The sequence below is a fragment of the Phenylobacterium sp. CCH9-H3 genome, from assembly GCF_001557235.1.
Lineage (GTDB): Bacteria > Pseudomonadota > Alphaproteobacteria > Caulobacterales > Caulobacteraceae > Phenylobacterium.
Genome location: NZ_LSJI01000106.1, coordinates 1 through 23,907 on the forward strand (window position 1 = coordinate 1; position 23,907 = coordinate 23,907).

Below are 23,907 nucleotides of genomic sequence, written 5' to 3' on the forward strand. Positions count from 1 at the left end.
GGCCGCGAGCCCGCCGAACTCGAACATGCCGTGAAGGGCCGTGTTGTGAAGACGGGTCACTTCGACGAGCTTGGCGGTTCGAGCTGGGTGATGGTCCGTGACGGCGACGGCGCCGAGCATTTCGCGCGGCTGAGGTTCGGGCAGACCACCCCGGCCCTTGGCCGAACGATCGAACTTCTGCCCACCCCCCAAGGCGCCCAAATCGCCGGTCCGACGCGCGGCCGAGGCCTCGAACGCTAGCCGTTCGGAGAACTGAGATCGGAACAATGGGACTCGCCATCGGCCCAATGTTCTGCTTTTGTTCGATCCATGGGAATTGGGGACTTCACGAGGGCGGCCTCCCGGCCGGCTGACGACGCACGCCTGCAGCGGGGTCTCCGCTGATGGTGCATCGGACCTTTGCCGGGCTCGGCGCGCCCGATGCGGCGGCGCGTGACTTCGAGGCCCTGCGCCCGTACGTCCAGGCGATCTGGGGGCTCCAGGCCGCGGTCGGCTACTTCTCACGCGACGGCAGCGCGCTCGACATCACGCTTTCGAGCCTGCAGACGGCCGCCTTCCACTTCACGCGACGTCGCGACTTCTACGGTCCCCGCGAACCTCTGGGCGACGCCGCGGACCTGCGCGAGCGCGAGGCTGTCACTTCGGTTTTCGAAGCGCTGCGACCCTACGCGCGAGCGCTCCGCCAGCTGCAGTCGCGGTGCCGACCCTTCGGCCGCGATTGGCAGGCCCTCAACGTCGCCGTCCAGGGGCTCGAGACGACAGCGTTTCACTTCACCGGCGTGGCTCACTTCTATGGCAGCCGCGGCGACAGCGCAGGGCCTGTCCGCCCGCCGGACGGGGTCGCGCCATGACGCGCTACGCCGAACTGCAGGCCGCCTCGAACTTCTCGTTCCTGCGCGGCGCGTCTCATCCGGGGGAACTGGTGATCGGGGCCGCGGCGATGGGCGTGGAGGCGATCGGCGTCTGTGACCGCAACACGCTGGCCGGCGTCGTCCGAGCCTGGTCGCAGGCTCGCACGCTGAGGGAACAGGGTGGGTCGATCAGAGCCCTGACGGGATGTCGGCTGGTGTTCGCGGACGGCACGCCCGAGCTGTTGGTCTATCCGACGGATCGCGAGGCCTATGGACGCCTGACGCGGCTGCTGACGGTCGGGCAGCTCCGGTCGAAGAAGGGCGAATGCCGGCTGCTTTGGGAGGACTACCGGGAGGCATCCGAGGGCCAGCTGACCATCGTGGTCCCGCCCGACCGGCTCACAGGAGAGTTCGCGGGCGCGCTGCAGCAGGTCCGGAACGTTGGTCGCGACGTATGGCTGGCGGCGACACGCCGCTATGGCCCTCGCGACCTCAATCGCATCTCGGCCCTCGGCGCCCTGGCGGATCAGGCGGGAACGCCGCTCGTGGCCACGAACGACGTGCTCTACCACGGGCCGGAGCGACGCTTCCTGCAGGACGTCCTGACCTGCGTGCGCGAAGGGCGGACGATCCAGACCGCCGGGCTGCTGCTTCAGGCGAATGCCGAGCGGCACCTGAAGAGCCCGGCGGAGATGGAGCGGCTGTTCGCGCGCTTCCCCGGGGTGGTGGACCGCAGTCTCGAGATCGCGGATCGGATCGGCTTCGATCTCAGCGAGCTCAAGTATGAGTACCCCGATGAGCCGGTGCCGGCGGGCAAGTCCGCGATCCAGCACCTGCGCGACCTGGCGTGGGAGGGCGCCGCCTGGCGCTTTCCGGGCGGGGTTTCCGACAAGGTGCGGAAGACCATCGAAAAGGAGCTCGACCTCATCGAGCGCCTCAACTTCCCGAACTACTTCCTGACGGTCCACGACATCGTCCGCTGGGCGCGATCAGAGGGCATCCTCTGCCAAGGGCGGGGATCGGCCGCTAACTCCTGCGTTTGCTTCTGCCTGGGCGTCACTGCGGTGGATCCCACCAAGCCCGACCAGGACCTGCTCTTCTCTCGGTTCATCTCCGAGAGCCGGGGCGAGCCGCCGGACATCGACGTCGACTTCGAGCATGAGCGGCGCGAGGAGGTGATGCAGTACATCTACCGCCGCTACGGCCGCGAGCGCGCGGCCATCGTGGCGACGGTCATCCACTACCGGCCACGCATGGCCATCCGAGAGGTGGGCAAGGCGCTGGGCCTGACCGAGGACATCACCGCGGCCCTCGCCAAGACGGTCTGGGGCAGCTGGGGCGACGAGATTCCCGAGGCGCACATCCGTCAGGCCGGCCTTGATCCGGCCGCGCCGGAGATCGTGCGGGCGAACACCCTCGCACAGCAGCTACTGGGCTTCCCCCGGCACCTGTCGCAGCACGTGGGCGGCTACGTGCTCACGAAGCGTCGTCTTGATGAGACGGTGCCGATCGGCAATGCGGCCATGCCGGACCGAACCTTCATCGAATGGGACAAGGACGACATCGATGCGCTCGGCCTGATGAAGGTCGACGTCCTGGCGCTCGGCATGCTGACCGCACTCAAGGAGTGCCTGACGACCCTGGGCCTGGAGGACATCGCCGACATCCCGCAGGAGGAGCCGGGCGTCTACGACATGCTCTGCAAGGCGGACTCCGTCGGCGTGTTCCAGGTCGAGAGCCGGGCCCAGATGTCCATGCTGCCGCGGCTGAAGCCCCGGCGCTTCTATGACCTGGTGATCGAGGTGGCGATCGTCCGCCCGGGCCCGATCCAGGGCGACATGGTCCATCCCTATCTTCGCCGGCGTGAGGGAACCGATCGGGTCGAGTACCCCTCCCCGCATCCCGACCATGGGGACGCCGACGAACTGAAGGGCATCCTCGGCAAGACCCTCGGCGTCCCGCTCTTCCAGGAGCAGGCCATGCGCATCGCCATCGAGGCGGCCAAGTTCTCGGAGAACGAAGCCGACGGCTTGCGGCGCTCGATGGCCACCTTCCGCCACTACGGCAGTGTCGGGGTCTACGGGACGAAGTTCGTGGATGGCCTCACGGGCCGTGGGTACCCGGAGGAGTTCGCGCTCCGCTGCTTCCACCAGATCGAAGGCTTTGGGTCTTACGGTTTCCCGGAGAGCCATGCGATCAGTTTCGCGCTGCTGGTCTACGCGTCGGCCTGGGTGAAGTGGCGCCACCCGGACGTCTTCCTGATGTCGCTGCTCAACGCCCAGCCGATGGGGTTCTACCAGCCCTCGCAGCTCGTTCGGGATGCGCAGGCCCACGGGGTAGAGGTGCGGCCGCCCGACGTCGCCTACAGCGACTGGAACAGTACGCTGGAGCTCTCCGAAGACCTGCGGCGGCCCTACCGCGCCGTGCGGCTGGGATTGCGGCAGGTGACGGGCTTCAAGAAGGCGGAGGCCGAAGAGCTCGTCGCCGCCCGGGCCGCGGGCCTGCCGATGACGCCGCTGGACATTGCGCGCGGTGGCTGGGTGTCGCGCCGCGGGCTGGAGCTCCTTGCCGAGGCGGACGCTTTCCGCAGCCAGGGGCTGGACCGGCGTCAGACGCTCTGGGCGGTGAAGGGCTTGAGCGGCGAGTGGGACGCCGATGAGACAGCGCCCCTGCTGCTGCGCCAGCGCACCGTCGAAGCCCAGGTGCAGCTGCCCTTCATGGCGCCGAGCCAGCACGTGGCGGAGGACTATCGGACGACCAGCCTCTCGCTGAAGGGGCACCCGGTGCTGTTCTTCCGCGACACGCTCGCGAGCCGCGGGGTGGCCCCCTGCGCCGCGCTGTTGAAGGCAAGGGACCGTCGGCGGATGAGCGTCGCGGGCCTTGTCACCGTCCGTCAGCGGCCCGGCACCGCGAAGGGCGTGGTGTTCATGACGCTGGAGGACGAGACCGGCATCGCCAACATCGTCGTATGGAAGGACACCTTCGATAAGCACCGCCGCACCGTGATGACGTCCGCGTTCCTGATCGTCCACGGACAAGTGCAGCGCGCAGGCGACGTGATCCATCTCGTGTCGGCCGACTTCGAGGACCTGACCAGCCGCCTCTCGGAACTGCGGGAAGACCAGCGCGAGATCGTCGCGCGGTCTCGGGTCGACGGACGCCTCATCCGCAGCCGCGACTTCCACTGAAGGTCGCGGCCGTGACGATGTTCCAGAACCTCAACCGTTCGCTGGCCTCGGACCAGACGCTGAAGATCCAGTGCGATGCCTGCGATCATCTTGCCACCTTGCCCGCCGCCAAGGCTCGGACGCTGTGCGGCTCGGATGCGACTCCGATGGACATCCGCCGCCGCGCCCGCTGCATTATGTGCCGCACGCCAGGGCGAGCCCGGGTCTGGATTTGAAGATGACCTCGACGCTGAAGCCGCCGCCCAAGAAGGCCCTGGCCGCATTTCACGTCGGCCAGGTCGGGAACGATACGGTCGAGACCTACCTCAAGAGCCGATGGTCTTTGGCAATCTGCTGCAAGACCTGCGAACGGCTCGTCGAGTGGACCCCGCCCATGCTGGCGGACAGGTTTGCGGGGCGCGAGGCCACGCGGATCGCCGACCTTGTGCCGCGCCTCAGCTGCAAGGGTGAAGGCGGCTGCCGCGGGAGCGACATCGCCGTCTTCCCGCACCTTTTCGACGGCTGACGACCGTCAGATCTCGTCAGGTCGTTGCGGCGTATGGCGTGTTGCGCAGGAGGCGACGGGAGAGGTCCGGAGCTCCATCTGTCCACCAGACCGGACCGCGCTCGCCAAGCGCGACCTTGGCGGCATGGACGCGAGCGCGGGCTTCGCGCAGCGCAGCAGGATCCTCTACCAAGCCCGCGGATCGGACCGCGCGGCGGGCGGCCATGAGTTCGCCGGTGTGCCGCTCGACTTCGGCCGCGGAAAGGCCCCGGTTCGTGGCGCGCCAAAGACGGCCGTCGACCACGATGTAGCGACCGTCGGGCGTCCGCCGGATCGCAGATGCGGCATACGGAGGGGCGACGTTAGGACTGGCGATCGCCGCGATCGCCCTGTCCCTTCGGTGCGGCATGCTTCGCATGCTGGCGCTGGTCGGCGGCGGAGGACTTGCCGACGTTGACCTGGTCGCTGGTGAAGTGGCCCTGGTCGTCGCGGCGCACGTATCGCTTGTCCGTGCCCGTATCGACCCGTTCGCGCTTGCTCATGTCGTTTCTCCTTGTCGCCGATGAATCCACCGGCGCCTCGGAGGTTCCGACTAGCGCGACACCTTGCGAGCCCTGAGCTCGGGCAGGAGTTTCCGAGCTGCGGGTCGCTCGACCCAGGTGACCGCCATGCCCATGATCTGCGCGGGCCGTCCAAAGCGCTCACTCTGGATCAAGGGATCGCTCGGCCGACCGCGTGATCGCACCAGGTCATCGAACTCCTGGCGCGTGAGCCGGATACCCGTCGCTTCTACGCCGGCCCGATCGTTCAGCTCTCGCTGGATGTCTGTGAGCGTGAGCATTGAGGCTCAGGGCTCCGCACGACAGTCTGTGTCGGCGATGGCGGGTGTTTCTCCATCGGCCAGCGCAGCGCGGTAGCACCTGGCTTCGTCCGCCTTCCGAGTCCACGCCCACGCAAGGGCCATGCACATCAGCGAGAGAAGCACGCAACCGGCCGCCAGCAGGCGGAATGTCCAGCGCGTCGAGTTGAGCATCGTCAAGTGGGCGCGACCTCGTCTTCCTTGGTGCCGTGCCCGACGATCTGAAGAGCGCCGTCCTCCAGGGGCTGCTGTAGCCGGCGGACCTCGGCCCATGGTGCGTCGCTGAGCCAGAGGTCCCAGTCAGCCGGGTCCGTCAGGATCACCGGCATCGCCTTGTCGTGGTGACGTGCGACCTCGGCGTTCGCTTCTGTCGTCAGGAAGCCGAAGACCTCGCAGTCCTCCCAGCCTGTCTTGATCTTCCGAACGCAGCTCCAGGGGGTCCAGACGCCTGCGAAGAACGATAGGGGTCGGTCCGCACTGAGCGCGTACCAGACCTGCTTGAAAGTACCCCCGACCTGATCGGGCTCGCTGAACGAGGTCATCGGCACCAGACAGCGGTACTTGGGTTCGAGCCAGGCCTGCCAATGGCGGCTGGCCGTATTTCGGATGTTGGTGACGCCCTTGTCTGGCTCCATCTTCAGGAGCTCATTGAAATCGAACTCCGTCCCTTTCGCGCGAAGCTTGTCGGCGCGTTTCTTCGCCGCCTCGAACTGGACATTCTGTGGGGTAGGCATCCCCCAGCGCAGATCGCGCATCTGCCGCTCGCCGGTATCTGCACGGAGAACGACCGGCGCTGCGTAGTCGGGATAGACGCCCGACATCGGCGGCTGATTGTTGTTTCGATCCATTGCACGGACAGCGGCGGCGACTTCGGCGCGGGCCCGCATCATGGCGTATAGGTTGCACATCGGCCGACGCTAGCAGCGTGGCATGGTCAGCTGAAGTGCGGTGAAGCTGCCGATCGATGCGGACCGCGCCTCACAGCTCATTCGGCCCTCGGTGATTCGCTGGCGCCCGACGAAGCGGTGTGAAACAGGCTGCGGGACGACAGGTGGATCGACCGAGGTCGGAGGCACGAAGGTGTGATCGAAGTTGTAGGACGGTTTGTAGGGTGGACAGCGCACCCCCAAAAACGTCTTTTTCTTTCAATGCACTACGGGCGAAAAAGAGATTTTGCGCCAGAAGCTCATTTCGCTATGGCATGCCTTACGACCGCGGCGCGCGCGTGACAATCACGCCAGGGGTTAAGTTTTGGACAGGGTCTTCTCCTTCTGGATCGATCGCGGCGGCACGTTCACCGACGTGATCGGCCGCGCGAACGACGGCGAGGAGGTCTCGGCCAAGCTCTTGTCCGCTTCGCCGGCCTATGAGGACGCAGCCGTGGAGGCCATGCGGCGGATCCTCGGCGCGGCGCCCGGCGCGCCCTTCCCGGCGGAACGGGTCTCGGCGATCAAGATGGGGACCACCGTCGCCACCAACGCCCTGCTGGAGCGGCGCGGCGCCCGGACCCTGTTCGTGACCACCGCCGGCTTCGCCGACGCGCTGCTCATCGGCGACCAGGCGCGGCCGGACCTGTTCGCGCTCGACATCGACCGGCCCGCGCCGCTCTACGACGGCGTGGTCGACGCGGCCGAGCGCCTGGCGGCCGACGGGACGGTGGTGACGCCGCTGGATGGCGAGGCGCTGCGGGCGAAGCTGGAGGCGGCCGTGGCCCAGGGCTTCACCTCCGCCGCCATCGCCTTCCTGCACGCCGACCTCAATTCCGCCCACGAGCAGGCGGCCGGCGAGATCGCGCGCGCCGCGGGGTTCAAATTCGTCGCGCTCAGCTCCGAGGTCTCGCCCCTGCCCCGCTTCGTGCCCCGCGCCGAGACGACGGTGGCCGACGCCTACCTCACGCCGGTGCTGCAGGCCTACGTCCGGCGGGTGGCGGACGCGGTGGCAGGCGCGCCGCTCTATTTCATGACCTCGGCCGGGGGGCTGGTCCGGGCCGAGGCGTTCCGCGGCCGCGACGCGGTGGTGTCCGGCCCGGCGGGCGGCGTGGTGGGCGTCGCGCGCACGGCGACGCAGGCGGGCGCCGACGCCGTGTTGGGCTTCGACATGGGCGGCACCTCCACCGACGTCTGCCGCTTCGCCGGCCGGCTGGAACGGCGCGATGCGGCGCGCGTGGCGGGCGTGAAGCTGCGCAGTCCCATGCTGGACGTGGAGACGGTGGCGGCGGGCGGCGGGTCCGTCCTCGCCTTCGACGGCATGCGCGCCCGCGCCGGCCCCGCCAGCGCCGGTGCCGACCCAGGCCCCGCCTGCTACGGCCGTGGCGGGCCGGCGGCGGTGACCGACGCCAACCTGGTGCTGGGCCGGCTGGACCCTCGCTTCTTCCCGGCCGTGTTCGGGCCGCGGGGCGATGCGCCCCTGGATCCCGCCGCCAGCCGCGCGCGCGTGGAGGCGCTGGCGCGCGAGATGGGCGCGGCGGACGTGGAGACCGCCGCCGAGGGCTTCGTCGCGGTGGCGGTGGAGCAGATGGCCCAAGCCGTGCGCCGGATCTCCACCGAGCGCGGCTTCGATCCGCGCGAGCACGCCCTGGTGGCGTTCGGCGGGGCCGCGGGGCAGGTGGCCTGCCAGACCGCCGAGGCGCTGGGCGTCGGCGAGGTGCTGTGTCCGAAGTACGGCAGCGTCCTGTCGGCCTGGGGGATCGGCCAGGCCCAGGTCTCGGCCCTGAGGCAGGCGGGCGTGGAGGCGCCGCTGGCGAGCGGACTCGGAGTCGCACAGGGCGCGTTGGACAATCTGGAGGCCGGCGTTCGTGCTGACATGACCGCCCAGGGCGCCGAGACAGGCGAGGTCCGCCGCACCCTGCGCCTGCGGTACGACGGCGCCGACGCCGAGCTTCCGGTGGTGCTGAGCGACGCGGCGACGGCGAAGGCCGGCTTCGAACAGGCTCACCTGCGCCTGTTCGGCTTCATCGAGCACGACCGGCCCATCCTGATCGCCGCCGTGGAAGCGGAAGCCTTCCCTCCTCTTCATGGGGAGGGTGGATCGAGCGAAGCGAAGAGACGGGTGGGGAGTTCGCGTTCGAACGCCGAGCCCGGTCGTGACTTCCCCACCCCAACGGCTTCGCCGTCTGCGCCTCCCCATGAACAGGAGGGAAAAGTCCGCATGTTCGCGCTCGGCGCCTGGCATGAGGCGCCCGTCGCGCCCGCCGATGCGCTCACGACGATCGACGGCCCCGCGCTCGTCGTCCGGCCCGACACCCAGATCGCGGTCCTGCCGGGGTGGCGCGCCTCGGCCGACGCCGAGGGCCTGATCCGGCTCACCCGGACCGGCGCCGCCTCGCGCCAGCCCATCGCCCTCGACCGCCCCGACCCGGTGACGCTGGAGCTTTTCAACCGCCGCTTCATGGGCGTGGCCGAGGCCATGGGCGCGGCGCTGGAACGCACCGCCCACTCGGTGAACATCAAGGAACGGCTCGACTTCTCGTGCGCCCTGTTCGACGCCGACGGCGGGCTGGTGGCGAACGCGCCGCACATGCCGGTCCACCTGGGCTCCATGGGCGCATCGGTCCGCGCGGTCCGCGACCGCCACCCGGATCTGAAGCCCGGCCAGGCCTTCGCCCTGAACAACCCCTACGCGGGCGGCACGCACCTGCCCGACATTACGGTGGTCATGCCGGTCTTCATGGCGCCGACCGATGCGCAGGCCAGCTTCTACGTCGCCGCCCGGGGGCACCACGCCGACGTCGGCGGGATCCAGCCCGGCTCGATGCCGCCGTTCTCGCGGACCATCGACGAGGAGGGCGTGATGCTGGACGCCCTGCCGATCATGCGGGACGGCCATTTCCTCGAGGCCGAGGTGCGGGCCGCGCTGGCGGCGGGCGCCTGGCCCGCCCGGGCGCCGGACCGCAACCTGGCCGACCTCAAGGCCCAGGTGGCGTCCTGCCAGGCGGGCGCGGCGGCCGTGGCGGGGATGATCGACACCTACGGGGCCGCGGCCGTCGCCCGCTACATGGGGTTCGTGCAGGACAACGCCGCGGAGGCCGTGCGCCGGGCGGTGGGCCGTCTCTCCGACGGGCAGGCCCGGGTTCCCATGGACGGCGGCGGCGAGATCGTGGTCCGCACCACGGTCGATGCGACCGCGCGGGAGGCCACCCTCGACTTCACCGCCAGCGCCGGCCAGCTCGACTCCAACTTCAACGCGCCCTCAGCCATCGTCGATGCGGCGGCGCTGTATGTCTTCCGGACCCTGGTGGACGACGACATCCCGCTGAACGCGGGGTGCCTGAAGCCGCTGAAGATCCTGACCCGCGACGGATCCATGCTGGCGCCGCACCCGCCCGCCGCGGTGGTGGCCGGCAACGTCGAGACCAGCCAGCACGTGGTGGACGCCCTCTACGCGGCGCTGGGGGTGATGGCCAACGCCCAGGGCTCGATGAACAACTTCACCTTCGGCGATGAGCAGCGGCAGTACTACGAGACCATCTGCGGCGGCGCCGGGGCGACGGCTGAGCGCGACGGCGCCAGCGCCATCCACACCCACATGACCAACTCCCGCCTGACCGATCCGGAAATCCTGGAGCGCCGGTTCCCGGTGCGCGTGGAGGCGTTCGGGGTGCGCCCTGGATCGGGCGGCGCGGGGGCCCGTCGCGGCGGCGACGGCGCGCTGCGGCGCATCCGGTTCCTGGCGCCCATGGAGGCGGCCCTGCTCTCATCTCGCCGGGACCATGCGCCCCAGGGCCTGGCCGGCGGCGCGCCCGGCCTGCCGGGCCGGCAACGTTTGATCGCCGCGTCGGGGGCGGTTAGTGAACTTCCCGGCTGCTTCTCCGTTACGGTGGAGCTTGGCGACGCGATCGAGATCGAAACCCCCGGTGGCGGCGGTTTCGGCCTCGCGAAGTAGGTCCGGCGCAAAGCTGACAAAATCAATGCACACAAGGTCCTGAATGACGCCGTTCGCTATCGCACTCGCCCTCTTCGCCCAGGCCCCCGAGGCCGCCGCGCCCGCCCCCGAAGCCCCGGCGGCGGCCGAGGATCGCCTGCCCGCCGGCGCGCCCAAGGACGACTATCAGTTCGTGGCCTGGTGCTACGGCGCCCTGCGCGGCTACCTCGACATGCACGACGAGATGATGCCGGAGGTCACCCGCATCGAGAGCCAGTTCCGCAAGCCAGGGACCAGGCTCGAGGACGACCTGAAGGTCTACGCCCAGATGCAGAAGGACGGGCGCGCCCAGCTCAAGTCCTTCCAGGCCGCCCTGACCGCCGCGGAGAAGGCTTCCGTCCGCCCGATCAACACCCTGGGCGCCAACGCCGTGCGCCAGGGCCGGCTGATCTGGAGCACGGGCCCGGAGGTCACCAAGGCCCGCAAGGCCCAGGAGTGGATGAGCTGGGCCCTGCCCGCCCGTTGCGAGACCGTCTCCGCCTCGCTGGAAACCCGCGCCAAGCTCATGGGGGCCACGTTCAAGGTGAACGAGGAACAGGCGCCGCCCGCCGAGACTCCCGCGGCCGAGCCGGCGCCCACGGACGGCGAACCCACCCCGCCGGCCCCGACCAACTGACCCTGGCGGTCGCAGGCTCGGACCCATGCTCGGGCTTGCGGGCCTCTATCTGATCGCGATCAACACCGCGACGTTCGCGGCCTTCGCCCTCGACAAGCGGGCGGCGGAGCGGCGCGCCCGGCGCCTGCCCGAGCGGCGGCTGCTGACGCTGGCTGCCCTGGGCGGCTCGCCCGGCGCGCTGATCGGCCAGCAGGTGCTCAGGCACAAGACCCGCAAGGAGCCCTTCCGGACCACGCTCTGGGCGATCGTCGGGGTCCAGGCGGCGGCGCTGGCCGCCCTCGCCTACCTGCTACCGAGATAGGCGGCCAGCCGCTCCAGCCCCGCGGCGTTCTTCTGCGGCCGGGCGGCGAAGCACCAGCGCAACCAGCCCTCGCCCTCCGGACCGAAGGCGACCCCCGGCGCCAGGCCCAGCCCGACCCGGGCGATCAGATCCTTGCAGAGCGCCAGGGAGTCCGTGCAGCCCTCGAGGCGGAAGAAGGCATAGAGTCCGCCGTCCGGCATGGGGGCCTCCACGCCCGGCAACGTGCGGAGCGCATCCACCACTTGGCCACGGGCGGTCGCCAGCTCGGATCGCAGCTCGGCCACGACCGGCTCGCCCTGCTCCACGGCGACTCGGGCGCCTTCCTGGATGAAATCCGGCGCGCAGGAGGTGTTGTATTCGATCAGGACGCCCAGCCCCTCCATCAGCGCCGGGGGACAGACCATCCAGCCCAGGCGCCAACCGGTCATCCGCCAGGCCTTGGAGAAGCTGTTCACCCCTATGACCCGGTCTTCGGGCGTCGCCAGCGGCAGGAACGACGGGGCGGAGGGACGATCGAAGGTCAGGCGCTCGTAGACGTCGTCGCAGATGAGCCAGATGCCGTAGCGGCGGCAGCGTTCGAGGATCGCCGCACGCTCTTCCGCCGGCAGGGTCCAGCCGGTGGGATTGTTCGGCGAATTGATGATCAGCGCCCGCGTGCCGGGCGTGAGCGCGGCCATGAGCCGGTCCATGTCCAGGCGCCAGCGGCCTTGGCCCGCCTCGACCGGCACGACCTCGACCGCGCCGGAGAGGATCTTGGGGATTTCCACCACATTGGGCCAGATCGGCCCGGCCACCACCGTCCGGTCGCCGGGCGAAAGCACGAGCTGGGCCGCGAGCATCAGCGCGCTGACCCCGGCGCTGCTCACCGCGATCCGCTCGACGCCGATCGGCGCGCCGTGCAGGCCGGTGAGATAGCGGGACAGCGCCTCGCGAAGCTGCGGCCGGCCCAGGTTGTGGGTGTAGTAGGTGCGGCCCGCCAGAAGCGCGTCGGACGCCGCCTGGCGGATGAACGCGGGTGTCGGCTGGTCGCCCTCGCCGAACCAGAAGGCCAGGATGTCGTCCCGCCCCATGCCGGCGTTGGCCACCTCGCGGATTTTCGAGATCCGCAGGTCCTGGATTTCGGGGCGCGGAGTCGGGGCGAACATGCCCTTAAGTGTTACAGCTTCCGCTTCTGCGCCAGCGCCGTGCAGCTCGCCGAGCCGATATGGCCCTCGGCGTCGTGCAGCAGGCAGTCGCCGACCGCGACGCCGTCGGTGGCGCCATGGGTCAGGCTCTCGAACCCGATCCACTCGCCGACCGGTTCGCGGTGCAGGTACACGGTCACGTCGGTGTTGATGTAGCCCAGGCCCTGATCGCCCACGTGGGCGAAGGGGCTGGCGAAGTCGGCCGCGACGGCGACCCGCACGAAGGGCGTCAGCGCATCGCCGTCCACCACCTCGCGGACCTCGGCCATCCAGAGGCGGCGCGGCTCGACCTCGCGCATCTGGCCGGAGATCGGCTTGACCTTCCACATGCTGCCCATCGGACCCTCCGGCGCCTGGGGCAAGTCGTCGGGATGCGGCGCGCCCCAGGGCTCGCGCGTCCACACCCGACCGGGCGCGTTCTCGGTCTTGCGCAGCAGCTGGCAGGTGGCGCGGCCGGCGCTGACCCCGCCGGAGATGAACTCGGCGTCGATGACCTTGATGCGGTAGCCGTCCTTGACCGTCCGCGTCACCACCTCGACCGGCGACAGGTCCGGCAGCTTGTACATGTCGACCGTCAGGCGGGCGGGCATGTACTCGGGCGAGCCGTAGCGGCGCTCGATCTCGGCGCCCAGCAGGCCGATGATCACCCGGCCATGCAGCGAGTTCTTGTCCCAGGGGCCGATGCCGGCCGTGGTGGGGATGAACAGGTCGCGGTCTTTTCGAAAGAAAGGTTCGTTCTTCATGCGCCGGCGACCATGCCGGAACCGCTCAAGCTTGGGTAGCCGGCTCGGCCTCGGTCTCGCCCTTCGCCAGGATCGCCGTCACCGCCATGTCGCCGCTGACATTGCCCAGGGTGCGGAAGATGTCCGGCGCCACCTCCACCGCCAGCAGGATCGGCAGCAGGTCGATGGGCAGGCCCAGCGCGATGCAGATCGGGGCGACGCTGACGATGAACGACACCTGCCCCGGCAGGCCCACGGAACCCACGCTGACCGCCAGGGCCACGAACACCGCCCCGGTGTACTGCAGGACCGAGGGCTGGAGCCCGTAGACGTGGGCCACGAAGATGCAGACCGCCAGGTTCACCGCCGGGCTGGTCATCCGGAACACCGCCACGGCCAGGGGAAGCACCAAGTTGGCGATCCGCTGCGGCACGCCCAGGTCGTCGCGCGAACGTTCGACCATGGCCGGCAGGCAGGCCAGCGACGACTGGGTCGCAAAGGCCGTGGCCAGCACCGGCGACGTCGCCTGGGCCCAGCGGCCCAGCGGCACCCGGCCCACCGTCACCGCCAGGACGTAGGCGATGACCGCGATCACCAAGCCGGTGAACGAGGCCACCACGATGTACTGCCCGAGGATCCCCGCCGCGCCCACGCCGGCGCGAAGCCCCACCCCCAGGCCCAGGGCGAAGACCCCGATCGGCGCGGCCAGCAGCACCCACCGGACGATGACGATCATCGCCTCGCCCATGGCCTGGAACACGTCCAGCAGCGTCCGGCCGCGCGCGTCCGGCAGCCGCGTGAGGGCGAAGCCGGTGAAGACGGCGAAGACCACCACCGGGAGGATGGCGTCCTCCGCCGCGGCCTTGATCGGGTTGGCGGGCGCCAGGCTCTTCACCCAGGCCACGAAGTCCGGGGCGGTGGCGATGTCGGCGGGCGGCGCCTGGGCGCCCGCGCGCAGCGCCGCGGCGGCGGCCTCGCCCACGGGCCAGACGGCCAGCATGCCGTTGACCAGCAGCACCGAGGTCACGGCCGAGACGAGCAGCAGACCTACGAACCAGAGCACGGCCCGCATGGCCAGCCGCCCGGTGGCCGCCGCGTCCGACACCTGGGCGATGCCCGTGACCAGGACGGCGAAGATCAGCGGCACGACCGTCATGCGCAGCGCGTTGAGCCAGAGGCCGCCCAGCGCCTCGAAACCCTCGATCGCCTGCCGGGCCGGATCGCCGCCGTAGACCGCGGCCACCGCGCCGACGGCGAGACCGGCCGCCAGGGCGATCAGCACCTGAACGCTCAGGGATCGAAGGAATTTCAAGATCGCCGCGCTCCATGATTCCGGCTGTCCGGACTGTGGGCGATCTGGCCCGGCGTCGGCGCCGGCGGCAAGCGCTTAGGTTAGGCGGCGCGGTTCTCGTAGCGCATCGCCAGGGAAGCGGGCTCGGAACTGTCGGCCGCGCGCAGCCGGTCGGTCACATCGCGCAGGGCGGCGTCCTGGTCCGCGAAGCGGCCCAGTTCACGATCCTCGCTGCGGACGATCCACTCGCCCGCGCTCTCCACGACTTCGAAGCGCATTGCAGTCCCGTTCCCTTGCAACTGGATGTACGGAACGCCCCCCCCGGCAACAATGGCGCGTATCGTCGCAGAGCTTCACCTTAGCCGGATCGGGACCTCGACGTCGCAGACGGTGAACGCCGCGCCCTTCGCCTGGCGGAGCGCCGCCACGCGGGCCTGGAACGCCGGGCCGCGGGTGTCCATCACCTCCAGCTTCGGCCGTTCCGCGTCAGGGATGTCGGCCAGCATGCGGACCTTCAGCATGAGGTCCGGAACCTTGGGGGGCTCGCCGACCGCCACGGCCATCACCGCGTGCCGCCCCGCCACCACCCGGCCGACGACGGTGTACTCGTGGTCCAGCCGCCGCGACGGCCCGCGCATGAAGAAGATCTCGCTGTTGGCGGTCCCGGGATCGGCCTGCCGGCCCATGCCCACGACGCCGGGACAGTAGGCGCCCCAGCCCCGCAGCCGCCCGTCCGGGCCCCGGGCCTGTTCCGCCGCCGACACGGCCTGGAACGGAGTGGCCCCGACGAAGCCCTCCCGCGCGTCGCTGCGCTCGACGACCACGACGGCCGTCTCCGCGGGAATCCGGAAGCCGAACTCGGGCGGCAGGTCCGGGTGGCGCGAGGTTCCGCCGTCCCGGTTGTCGGGATTGCCGGTCTGGGCGACGAAGCCGTCGATCACCCGGTGGAACTGCAGGGCGCTGTAGATCCCCTCCCGGGCCAGCAGGCGGATGCGCTCGACCGCCTTGGGCGCGAACTCCGGGCGCAACTCGACCACGACCTGCCCCTTGGTGGTCTCGACGACCAGGGTGTTCTCCGGATCCAGCGGCCGCCAGTCGCCTGCCGGCGCCGCCGCAATCAAGCCCAGCGCCGCGATGGAAATCCCCAGAACCCGAAGCATCCGCCCCTCCCGCCTTGGCGTGAGAGGGGCAGGCGCCGCGCGCCCGGTCAATACTTCCGGCAGAGCAGGTCGCGCAGCACGCTGGAGCGGCCGGTCCGTTCGCCGTCGGGCCCCACGGCCTCCCGGGCCCGCTCGCTCGAGTCATACCAGACCGCAGGGCCGAGTCCCTGGCGGCGGCAATACATGTTGGCGCCCCGGCCGCCGGCCGCGACATCCAGGCCGCCCAGCGTCGGGCGTGGGAAGAACACGGTGACCGCCCCCTCGGTCCCCCGCGCGCCGGGCGCCCCCGGGAAGCCCGGCCCGGGTCCGCCGCCCGGCCGGCCAGCCGGTTCGATGGATGACACCTGTTCCATCAGGCCCAGGGTGTTCAGGTTTGGAACCTCGCCCCTGACCTCCTGGCACCGGCCTTTGAAGTTGTCGTGCTCGCAGATCAGCCAGCGACCCTCGAACCGTGCGCTCCGGGCCCGGTCGTTGAAACGCCACTTGCCCAGGTCCGGCGCGGACTGGGTGATGGTGACCGAATTGCCCTGGAAGTTGGGCTGGTCGTAAAGGGTCGCCGATCCGCCGCGGAACGGCTGGGCCTCGGCCGCGCCGGACAGGGCGAGCGCCGTGATCGCGGCGATACAGAACGTCTTGGTCATCTCCGGGCCTCCAACCCTCTAGGCTGCCAGTTGAGCTTGGCCGTAATGAACCGCGGCTGAAGCGTTCGGAGAGGCGGGCGTCATTATTTCCTTGAGGGATACAATCTTCTGCACTTCGGCGGATTTATCTCCAGAATGGAGCAACTATCTTCACCTCCGAAGACGGCGCGGCGACCCGCGCCTCGCAAGGGAGAGTTTGAAATGATCGACCGCAGACCCTTCGCCCGCCTCGGCGGCGCCGACCACGGCTGGCTCAAGGCCCGCCATCACTTCTCGTTCGCCAACTACTACGACCCCGACAACATGGGCTGGGGCCCGATCCGGGTGTGGAACGACGACGAGATTGCGCCGAATTCCGGCTTCCCCCCGCACCCGCACGCGGACATGGAGATCATCACCTATGTCCGGACGGGCGCGATCACCCACAAGGACAGCCTGGGCAACGAAGGCCGCACCGCGGCTGGCGACGTCCAGGTGATGAGCGCCGGCACGGGCATCCGTCACGCCGAATACAATTTGGAGCCCGAGACCACGACGCTGTTCCAGATCTGGATCGAGCCCTCCGACCGAGGCGGCCGGCCCAGCTGGGGCGCCAAGCCTTTCCCCAAGGGTGACCGGGCGGGCAAGTTCGTGACCCTGGCCAGCGGTGTCCCCGGCGACGAGGACGCCCTGCCGATCCGCACCAACGGGCGCGTCTCCGGCGCGACCTTGAGGGCCGGCGAGACGACGGAGTATGTGTTGGGCAAGGACCGCCACGCCTACCTGGTGCCGGCCGTGGGCGCCGTGGAGGTCAACGGGGTCCGTCTGAACGCCCGCGACGGCGCGGCGGTGAAGGACGAGGAGGTCCTGCGGGTCACGGCCCTGGAGGACGCCGAAGTCGTTCTGGTCGACGCGGCCTGATCCCGGCGCGTCGGCGGCAGACGCGATTAGGCCCGCGGCTTGGGGGTGGCCGCGGGCCCTTTCGCACGTCCGCTTATCGAAGGGAGAGCTAGCGGGCGGCGAAGGTCTTGGACGCCTGCTCGAGGCGGGCCGACCGGATGGCGGTGACCTTTTCGGCGAGTTCTTCTTTGACCGCCACGCGGCAGGCGGCGGCGACGCTCAGGCTGCGTTCTTCGCGGCAGAAGTCGCGGGCGGCGTAGTCGGCGCGCTTGTCGAAGGTCGCCATGCCCTGGGGCGTGAGCAGGTTGATGTCGGCGATCTTGACCGAGGCGGGGGCCGGGGCGGCCAGGGCCGAGGCCGGCAGCGAGGCGATGGGCAGGGCGGCCAGGGCGAGCATGGCGAAGCCGGAGATGCTGTTGGTCAGGTTCATGGTCGTTTCCTTCGGAGCGGTCTGTGCTCCGGCGGTGTTGTCCGCCGGCACGGAAACGAATACTTCGACTGACCGACCAATTCCCGTGAATAGGGAGTAATGACGCCGATTTAAGAAAATTACAGCGACTTAATACTTAAACCGCGCGTAATGTTCGAGGTCAGTGGAGGCAGGTCGGCTCCACCACCGTCTGGTCCCATTCGCCGTCGGCGTCGCAGACCAGCACCGGCCAGGGCATCTCGATCAGGCGCACCCAGTCGCTGGCGGCCGCCAGGGCTTCGTCACGGGTTTCGTAGGCGCCGAGGTCGCCGGCTTCGGCGTCCTGGAGGACCCAGTGGCCGCTGCGGGCCCGCACGGTGAAGTCGAACATGGGATTTCCCCTCAACCTGCGAAGGATTCTGGGGAAAAGTGGTTTCCAAAGCACGAAGACCCCGCGTCGCACCCCGTGCGACCGGTGAGCGCAGGGAACCAAGGTCAAGCTCGGGCCGTTTGAGCTCCCGAATGGCGCGGGGGAAAGGCATGCACGCAATGCGCGAAGGCGGTACCCAGCCCGCGACATTCGGGTCATGTTCAACTACAGACGTGTGAAAGAGCCGATGCCGGATGACGCTGGCCATCGAGTTGGAGTGCATGGAATGACCGTTCAGCCGAACCTCGAGGGGCTACGGGTCCTCGTGGTGGAAGACGAGATGATGGTGTCCATGCTGATCGAGGACATGCTGAGCGACCTCGGCTGCACCGTCGTGGGTCCCGCTTCGCGCCTCGACGAGGCGATCGAACTGGCCAAGGCGGCCGAACTGGACTGCGCCGTCCTGGACGTGAACCTGGGTGGCCAGCCGATCTTCCCGCTCGCAGACCTGCTGCGGGAGAGGGGCGCGCCCTTCGCCTTCGCCACGGGCTACGGCGATGCGGGGCTTCGCGATGTCGACAGGGGCTCGCCGGTGCTGCAGAAGCCCTTCCGCGAGGGCGATCTGGCGCGCGTGCTGGGCGAGCTGAAGGCGCGCTAGACCCGCGCTACAGGTACGGGAAGGCCTGACCGGCCCAGTCGGTGATCAGCAGGCTCGCCGAGCCCAGCAGGGTTGAAATCGCCAGCAGCAGTTTCACGGTCTTGTCTCCTTTCCGCCGGCTCGGCGCCGGTGACGCAGGAGATACGGTGGAGCCTGACCCTCCGGTAGTTACCTTTTGTGCATAATGGTTCTGCGCTTTTGGAAAGGGTCTACATACCTTTGGCTATCAGCCCGGCCAGCAGCTTGTCCGGCGTGATCGGATAGTCTCGGACGCGGACGCCGCAGGCGTTGTAGATCGCATTCGCCACCGCCGCCCCGGCGCCCGAGTTGCCCAGTTCGCCGACGCCCTTGATCCCCATCGGGTTGGCCTTGTCGTCGACCTCGTCGAGCATGATGGCCTCCAGGTCTCCGATGTCGGCCTGGACCGGCACGAGGTACTGGGCCAGGTCCTGGCCGATCAGCGAGCCGTGGCGCGGATCCACCGCGTTGCCTTCGGTCAGCGCCGAGCCGATTCCCCAGATCATGCCGCCCGTGAGCTGGCTTCGCGCCGTCTTCTCGTTGAGGATCCGGCCCGCGGCGAAGACCCCCAGCATCCGCCGAACCCGCACCTCCCCTGTCACCGGATCGACGCCGACCTCGCAGAAGTGGCTGCCGTAGGTCTGGGTGCTCCACTCGCGCATGTCCGGCGGAGGACGGCTGTCGCCTTCCACCGTCAGCCCGTCGGGCGCAGCGCGGCGGACGAGGGCCGCGAGGGTCTCGGACCGGTTCTCGATCGCCACCACGCCGTCCTGGAAGGTCACCCGTTGCGGGTCGCCGCCATAGAGGGGCGAGGCCGGATCGCCGGTGGCGAGTTCGGCGATGGCCTTGCGCAGGTTCATCCCCGCCGCCAGCGCGGCCGAGCCGGCCGAGGCCGCGCCGAACTGGCCCCCCGACCCAGGGGCCGGCGGCAGCTCGCTGTCGCCGATCTCGACCTTCACCACGCCCAGCGGCACCCCCAGGGTCTCGGCCGCGATCTGGGCCAGGACGGTGTAGGTGCCGGTGCCGATGTCGGTCATGCCCTGGCGCACGGTGATCACCCCCTCGGCGTCGACCGAGAAGCTGCACTTGGCCGGCAGCAGGAAGTTGCCGCGGATCGCGGCGGCCATCCCGAGGCCCACCAGCCAGCGTCCGTCGCGCACCCGGCCGGGCGTCGGCAGGCGCCGGTCCCAGCCGAACATCTGCGCCCCCTCGCGCAGGCAGCGGACCAGCTGGCGCTGCGAGAAGGGGCGCCCGTTCTCCGGGTCGACGGGCGGCTCGTTGCGGATCCGCAGCTCGACGGGATCCAGGCCGAGCTGCTCCGCCAGCTCGTCCATGGCGCATTCCAGGCTGAGCGTGCCGGACGCCTCGCCCGGCGCGCGCATCGGCCCGGCGCCCGGTAGGTCCAGCTTCGCCAGCCGATGGCCGGTCAGGCGGTTGGGGGCCGCATAAAGCGCCCGGGCGAAGTTGGAGGCGTGCTCGGTGAACGTCCCATCCTGGTGGCAGTGGGTCCAGGTCATGATCGAGAAGGCGTTGAGCCGGCCGTCCTTCTCGGCGCCCAGCCGCACCCGCTGCACCGTCGCCGGGCGGTGGATCGTGCCGTGCATCATCTGCTGGCGGCTGAAGGCCACCTTCACCGGCCGGCCCAGGGCGCGCGCGGCCAGGGCCGCCAGCGTCAGGTCGTCATAGGTCTGGCCCTTCCCGCCGAAGCCGCCGCCGATGTAGCGGGTCATCAGGTGGACGGCGTCGCGGTCGATGCCCAGGGTCTCGGCCAGGCCATGCTGCGCCGGTTTCACCATCTGGACCGAGGTGTGGGCGATGCACTTGTCGCCCTCCCACCACGCGAGCGAGGCGCAGGGCTCCATCTGGCAGTGGTTCTGGATCGGCGTGGACCAGGTCTCGTCCAGCTTCACGGGCGAGGCGGCGAAGCCGGCGTCGAAATCCCCGATCTCCATGTCCTGCTCGCCGGGTGGCTGGCCGGCGTCGGGCAGGCGCGCGTTGAAGTCCACGTCAGGCGTCCCGGCCTGGTAGCTCAGGCGCACCAGGACCGAGGCGGCGATGGCGTTTTCCAGCGTGTCGGCGACCACCAGGGCGACCGGCTGGCCCCAGTGGGTGACCCGATCGCTCTCCAGCGCGGGCCGCGAGCCGGCGGTGCTCCGCGGATGGGCCTTCGTTCCGCGCGGGGGCTGGGACGGAACGTTGAGGTGCGTCCAGACCGCCAGGACGCCCGGGGCGGCCTCAGCCTCGGCCGCGTCCACCGCGGCGATCCGGCCGGTGGCGATGGCCGAGCCGATCATCACCCCATAGGCCGGCGGCGAAGGCGGCTGGACCTCGTAGGCGTAGGGGGCCGTGCCGGTGACCTTGAGCGGGCCTTCGTAGCGGTCGACACCTTTCCCGATCAGGCCCGAGCGGTTGGTCGTGACGGGATTGGGCGCCGCCCAGTCATGCACCGAACTCATGCCGCCGCTCCCGAGATCTCTTCAATCGCCGCGGCGAACAGCCGGGTGGCCAGGGGGACCTTGAATGCGTTCATCTCGCCGACCGTGGCGTCCGCGAGTTCGGCGCCCATCGCCTCGGTGGGCGATGCGCCCGCTGCGAGGGCGGCCTCGGCGGCTGCGGCGCGCCACGGCTTGTGCGCCAGGCCGCCCAGGGCCACCTGCCCGCCCGCGATGGCGATGCTGGCGTGCGCCGTGGCGTAGGACGCCCGGTCGCGGGCCTTGCGATAGATCTGGCGACCCGGCGGCGGCGGGGGCAGCACCACGGCCGTGATCAGCTCGCCCGGGACCAGGTGCGTCTCGATGTGCGGCGTCTCGCCCGGCAGCCGATGCAGTTCCATCAGCGGGAACCGCCGCGTATCGCCCGCGGGCGTGTGGGTCTCGACCTCCGCGCCCAACGCGACCATGGCGACCGCCATGTCGGAGGGATGGACGGCGATGCACGAGGTGCTGGCCCCCAGGATCGCGGTCTCGCGGCTGACGCCCTCCCGCGCCGCGCAGCCTTCGCCGGGCACGCGCTTATTGCAGGGCTTGGTGGTGTCGTAGAAGTACGGGCACCGCGTCCGCTGGAGCAGGTTGCCGCCGGTGGTCGCCTTGTTGCGCAACTGGCCCGAGGCGCCCGACACGATGGCCTGGGTCAGCACGGGATAGCGCTCGCGGACGCGCCGGTCGCCGGCCACCTGGCTGTTCGTGGCCATGGCGCCGATCCGCAGGCCGCCGTCGGCGTCCTCGACCCCGGCCAGCGGCAGGCGGCTGACGTCGATCAGGTGCTGCGGCCGCTCGATCTCCAGCTTCATGAGGTCCAGCAGGTTGGTGCCGCCGGCCAGGAACCGCGCCCCCGGCGTCTCGCTGGCCGCCCGCACCGCCTGGCGCACGTCGGTGGCGCGCTCGTAGGTGAACGGCCTCATGATTCGGCCCCGGCGACGGCGGCGATCGCCGCGACGATCTGGGGATAGGCGGAGCAACGGCAGATGTTCCCGCTCATCCGCTCGCGGATCTCCTCGCCGTCCAGCACCGCATCGGCGCGCACGTCCCGAGTGGCGTGGCTGGGAAGCCCAGCCTCAACCTCGCGCAGCATGCCCACAGCCGAGCAGATCTGGCCCGGCGTGCAGTAGCCGCACTGATAGGCGTCATGGGTCAGGAACGCCTGCTGCATGGGGTGTAGATGTTCTGGCGTCCCCAGGCCTTCGATGGTCGTCACCTCGTCGCCGTCGTGCGCGACGGCCAGCGACAGACAGGCGTTGATGCGCACGCCGTTCACCAGGACCGTGCAGGCTCCACACTGGCCGTGATCGCAGCCCTTCTTGGTCCCGGTGAGCGTCAGGTGCTCGCGCAGCGCGTCGAGCAGCGTCGTTCGCGGATCGAGGTCGAGCGACCGCGCCTCGCCGTTGACGGTGATGGTCGTCCGCAACCCGTCCCCTCCAGACTTGTCGGCCGCGCTTGAGGCGCGCGGCTCTCGAAAAAACACAAATGTGCGCCTCAGCCCTCGCCGGGCGCCAGCGCCTTCACCGACAGGGCATGCACCGGGCCGGCGAGCTCGTCGGCCAGCGCGTGGTAGACCATCCGCTGTCGGGCGACCCGAGGCGTTCCCGAGAATGCGGGCGACTCGATGGTCACGTTGAAATGGCTTTCCCCACCCTCGCGCGCGCCGGAGTGGCCCGCATGCCGGTGGGAGTCGTCGACGATCTCCAGCCGCGTGGGCTGGAAGGCCGCTGTGAGCTTGTCTTGGATCGTTTCAAATATGGCGCCCATCGGCCGCATCTTCAATTCTTGCAGGGAAGTTTCTCCCCCCCATACTTGGCCCATGCCCGGCGCGTTTCAATACAAGCCAAAATTCGTGGACATCCGCGTCCGCCCGCCGTCCGAAAAGGATGAGTCGGAGGACGACGTCCATGCGCTCAAACCCGGCGAGCGGGCCTGCGACCATCCCGGCTGCCGGCGGCCGGCGACGGCGCGCGCGCCCAAGGCCCGGGACATGCTGAACGAGCACTACTGGTTCTGCCAGCCGCATGCGGCCGAGTACAATCGCAACTGGAACTTCTTCGCCGGCCTGCCCGAGGCCGAGGTGCGCCGGCGCCAGCAGGAAGAGCTGATGACCGGCGGGCGGCCCACCTGGGAGATGAAGGCCGGACGCATGAGCCGCGAGGCCGCCGCCTTCACCGCCAAGTTCGGCAGCGGCGAGGGCTATCGCGATCCCTTCAACATGTTCGGCGGCGGCGGGCAGCACGCGCGCCGGCCCGAGCCGGAACGGCGCAAGCTGGGGAAGATCGAGCGCAACGCCCTCGCCGACCTGGACCTGGACGAAGACGCCGACAGCGCCAAGATCCGCGCCCGCTACACCGAGCTCGTGCGCCGGCTGCACCCCGACGCCAACAACGGCGACCGGTCGGGCGAGCACCGGCTCCAGCGGGTGATCCGCTCGTACCAGTCGCTCCGCAAGGCCGGGATGGTCTAGGCGGCCGACCGCAGCCTGGCCGGGGCCGTCGCGCCGACGGTGAAGCCGCCGATCAGCCGCGACAGGTCCGCGCTCTGATTGTGCAGGGTGTGGGTGGCGGCGGTGGTTTCCTCCACCATGGCGGCGTTCTGCTGGGTCAGCTGATCCAGCTGGTTCACCGCGATGTTCACCTCCGAGATCGCGCGGGTCTGCTCCTGCGCCGACCAGGCCATGTCGGCCACCAGGGTGTCGATGGCGCCGACCCGTTCGGAGATGGCGCTCAGCGCCTCGCCCGTCTGGCCGACCAGGGCCACGCCGGCCTGCACGTGCGCGCCGGACTCGTTGATCAGGGTCTTGATCTCCTTGGCCGCCTGCGCCGAGCGCTGGGCCAGGGCCCGCACTTCCGAGGCGACGACCGCGAAGCCCTTGC

The 23,907-nt window shown here is 70.0% G+C and carries 26 protein-coding genes and 1 pseudogene; 11 read left to right on the forward strand and 16 right to left on the reverse strand.

The annotated features are described in order from the left end of the window. The 5 genes and pseudogenes from AX721_RS28295 to AX721_RS10595 all read left to right on the forward strand — a co-directional run. Positions 1–240: pseudogene (locus tag AX721_RS28295) on the forward strand (type VI secretion protein); the annotation flags it as partial. Between the two features lie 143 nt (positions 241–383). After that, a complete protein-coding gene (locus tag AX721_RS10580) occupies positions 384–851 on the forward strand; it encodes a hypothetical protein (protein ID WP_068875985.1) in 468 nt (155 codons plus the stop codon). Further along, positions 848–4,039 (forward strand): error-prone DNA polymerase, encoded by a 3,192-nt coding sequence (locus AX721_RS10585; protein WP_068875986.1) that lies wholly within the window; start codon positions 848–850, stop codon positions 4,037–4,039. The genes AX721_RS10580 and AX721_RS10585 overlap by 4 nt, the downstream gene beginning before the upstream one ends. Positions 4,040–4,050: 11 nt before the next feature. After that, positions 4,051–4,254, forward strand: coding sequence for a hypothetical protein (locus AX721_RS10590; RefSeq protein WP_068875987.1), 204 nt, complete (start codon positions 4,051–4,053; stop codon positions 4,252–4,254). A 2-nt stretch (positions 4,255–4,256) separates the two neighbouring features. Continuing rightward, positions 4,257–4,544 (forward strand): hypothetical protein, encoded by a 288-nt coding sequence (locus tag AX721_RS10595; protein ID WP_068875988.1) that lies wholly within the window; start codon positions 4,257–4,259, stop codon positions 4,542–4,544. Between the two features lie 341 nt (positions 4,545–4,885). Here AX721_RS10595 and AX721_RS10600 read toward each other — a convergent pair whose 3' ends face one another. The 3 genes from AX721_RS10600 to AX721_RS10615 all read right to left on the reverse strand — a co-directional run bounded on the left by AX721_RS10600 (position 4,886) and on the right by AX721_RS10615 (position 6,290). Then, on the reverse strand, positions 4,886–5,065 hold the full coding sequence (locus AX721_RS10600) for a hypothetical protein (protein WP_068875989.1): 180 nt from the start codon (positions 5,063–5,065) through the stop codon (positions 4,886–4,888). A 50-nt stretch (positions 5,066–5,115) separates the two neighbouring features. Beyond that, complete coding sequence (locus AX721_RS10605; protein WP_068875990.1) at positions 5,116–5,364, reverse strand: hypothetical protein; 249 nt, start codon at positions 5,362–5,364, stop codon at positions 5,116–5,118. Positions 5,365–5,558: 194 nt separating this feature from the next. Next, positions 5,559–6,290 (reverse strand): SOS response-associated peptidase family protein, encoded by a 732-nt coding sequence (locus AX721_RS10615; RefSeq protein ID WP_068875992.1) that lies wholly within the window; start codon positions 6,288–6,290, stop codon positions 5,559–5,561. 343 nt (positions 6,291–6,633) lie between these two features. Between AX721_RS10615 and AX721_RS10620 the strand changes: the two genes are divergently transcribed. The 3 genes from AX721_RS10620 to AX721_RS10630 are packed head-to-tail and all read left to right on the forward strand — an operon-like array spanning position 6,634 to position 11,219. Beyond that, positions 6,634–10,263 carry a hydantoinase B/oxoprolinase family protein gene (locus tag AX721_RS10620; RefSeq protein WP_068875993.1) on the forward strand — a complete coding sequence of 1,210 codons (3,630 nt, stop codon included), beginning with the start codon at positions 6,634–6,636 and terminating at the stop codon, positions 10,261–10,263. A 43-nt stretch (positions 10,264–10,306) separates the two neighbouring features. Continuing rightward, on the forward strand, positions 10,307–10,918 hold the full coding sequence (locus AX721_RS10625; protein ID WP_068875994.1) for a hypothetical protein: 612 nt from the start codon (positions 10,307–10,309) through the stop codon (positions 10,916–10,918). Between the two features lie 25 nt (positions 10,919–10,943). Continuing rightward, on the forward strand, positions 10,944–11,219 hold the full coding sequence (locus AX721_RS10630) for a DUF1294 domain-containing protein (protein ID WP_068875995.1): 276 nt from the start codon (positions 10,944–10,946) through the stop codon (positions 11,217–11,219). On the opposite strand, the gene AX721_RS10635 is transcribed toward AX721_RS10630, so the two are convergent. The 6 genes from AX721_RS10635 to AX721_RS10655 all read right to left on the reverse strand — a co-directional run bounded on the left by AX721_RS10635 (position 11,201) and on the right by AX721_RS10655 (position 16,217). Then, a complete protein-coding gene (locus AX721_RS10635) occupies positions 11,201–12,364 on the reverse strand; it encodes a pyridoxal phosphate-dependent aminotransferase (protein ID WP_068875996.1) in 1,164 nt (387 codons plus the stop codon). The two genes, AX721_RS10630 and AX721_RS10635, sit on opposite strands and share 19 nt — an antisense overlap. An 11-nt stretch (positions 12,365–12,375) precedes the next feature. After that, positions 12,376–13,146 (reverse strand): acyl-CoA thioesterase domain-containing protein, encoded by a 771-nt coding sequence (locus AX721_RS10640; protein WP_068875997.1) that lies wholly within the window; start codon positions 13,144–13,146, stop codon positions 12,376–12,378. Positions 13,147–13,171: 25 nt separating this feature from the next. Next, entirely contained in the window at positions 13,172–14,437 is a 1,266-nt protein-coding gene (locus tag AX721_RS10645; protein ID WP_068875998.1) for a dicarboxylate/amino acid:cation symporter, read from the reverse strand. Positions 14,438–14,517: 80 nt separating this feature from the next. Further along, positions 14,518–14,694, reverse strand: a complete 177-nt coding sequence (locus tag AX721_RS27340; protein ID WP_156467119.1) for a hypothetical protein — start codon at positions 14,692–14,694, stop codon at positions 14,518–14,520. Positions 14,695–14,769: 75 nt separating this feature from the next. Continuing rightward, positions 14,770–15,576: a peptidylprolyl isomerase gene (locus AX721_RS10650; RefSeq protein ID WP_068875999.1), complete on the reverse strand. Its 807-nt coding sequence runs from the start codon at positions 15,574–15,576 to the stop codon at positions 14,770–14,772. 47 nt (positions 15,577–15,623) lie between these two features. After that, positions 15,624–16,217, reverse strand: coding sequence for a beta/gamma crystallin-related protein (locus tag AX721_RS10655; RefSeq protein ID WP_068876000.1), 594 nt, complete (start codon positions 16,215–16,217; stop codon positions 15,624–15,626). Positions 16,218–16,418: 201 nt separating this feature from the next. Here AX721_RS10655 and AX721_RS10660 point away from each other — a divergent pair, with 201 nt between their 5' ends. Further along, a complete protein-coding gene (locus AX721_RS10660; protein ID WP_068876001.1) occupies positions 16,419–17,117 on the forward strand; it encodes a pirin family protein in 699 nt (232 codons plus the stop codon). Between the two features lie 88 nt (positions 17,118–17,205). On the opposite strand, the gene AX721_RS10665 is transcribed toward AX721_RS10660, so the two are convergent. Then, positions 17,206–17,526 (reverse strand): UrcA family protein, encoded by a 321-nt coding sequence (locus tag AX721_RS10665; RefSeq protein ID WP_068876002.1) that lies wholly within the window; start codon positions 17,524–17,526, stop codon positions 17,206–17,208. Positions 17,527–17,686: 160 nt separating this feature from the next. Beyond that, a complete protein-coding gene (locus AX721_RS10670) occupies positions 17,687–17,896 on the reverse strand; it encodes a hypothetical protein (protein WP_068876003.1) in 210 nt (69 codons plus the stop codon). Between the two features lie 265 nt (positions 17,897–18,161). On the opposite strand from AX721_RS10670, the gene AX721_RS10675 reads away from it, so the two are divergent. Next, on the forward strand, positions 18,162–18,533 hold the full coding sequence (locus AX721_RS10675) for a response regulator (protein WP_068876004.1): 372 nt from the start codon (positions 18,162–18,164) through the stop codon (positions 18,531–18,533). Between the two features lie 209 nt (positions 18,534–18,742). Here the strand turns inward: AX721_RS10675 and AX721_RS10680 are convergent, their stop codons facing one another. The 4 genes from AX721_RS10680 to AX721_RS10695 form a co-directional block, all read right to left on the reverse strand. After that, positions 18,743–21,007 (reverse strand): xanthine dehydrogenase family protein molybdopterin-binding subunit, encoded by a 2,265-nt coding sequence (locus AX721_RS10680; RefSeq protein ID WP_068876005.1) that lies wholly within the window; start codon positions 21,005–21,007, stop codon positions 18,743–18,745. Continuing rightward, on the reverse strand, positions 21,004–21,951 hold the full coding sequence (locus AX721_RS10685; protein ID WP_068876006.1) for a xanthine dehydrogenase family protein subunit M: 948 nt from the start codon (positions 21,949–21,951) through the stop codon (positions 21,004–21,006). The genes AX721_RS10680 and AX721_RS10685 overlap by 4 nt, the downstream gene beginning before the upstream one ends. Further along, positions 21,948–22,454 (reverse strand): 2Fe-2S iron-sulfur cluster-binding protein, encoded by a 507-nt coding sequence (locus AX721_RS10690; RefSeq protein WP_082765576.1) that lies wholly within the window; start codon positions 22,452–22,454, stop codon positions 21,948–21,950. Before AX721_RS10690 ends, AX721_RS10685 begins: the two co-directional genes overlap by 4 nt. A 68-nt stretch (positions 22,455–22,522) precedes the next feature. Beyond that, on the reverse strand, positions 22,523–22,795 hold the full coding sequence (locus tag AX721_RS10695; RefSeq protein WP_068876009.1) for a BolA family transcriptional regulator: 273 nt from the start codon (positions 22,793–22,795) through the stop codon (positions 22,523–22,525). Positions 22,796–22,847: 52 nt separating this feature from the next. Here AX721_RS10695 and AX721_RS10700 point away from each other — a divergent pair, with 52 nt between their 5' ends. Then, on the forward strand, positions 22,848–23,498 hold the full coding sequence (locus AX721_RS10700; protein ID WP_068876007.1) for a DnaJ domain-containing protein: 651 nt from the start codon (positions 22,848–22,850) through the stop codon (positions 23,496–23,498). Here AX721_RS10700 and AX721_RS10705 read toward each other — a convergent pair. Further along, a partial coding sequence (locus AX721_RS10705; RefSeq protein WP_231754710.1) for a methyl-accepting chemotaxis protein occupies positions 23,495–23,907 on the reverse strand: 413 nt, incomplete at its 5' end. The two genes, AX721_RS10700 and AX721_RS10705, sit on opposite strands and share 4 nt — an antisense overlap.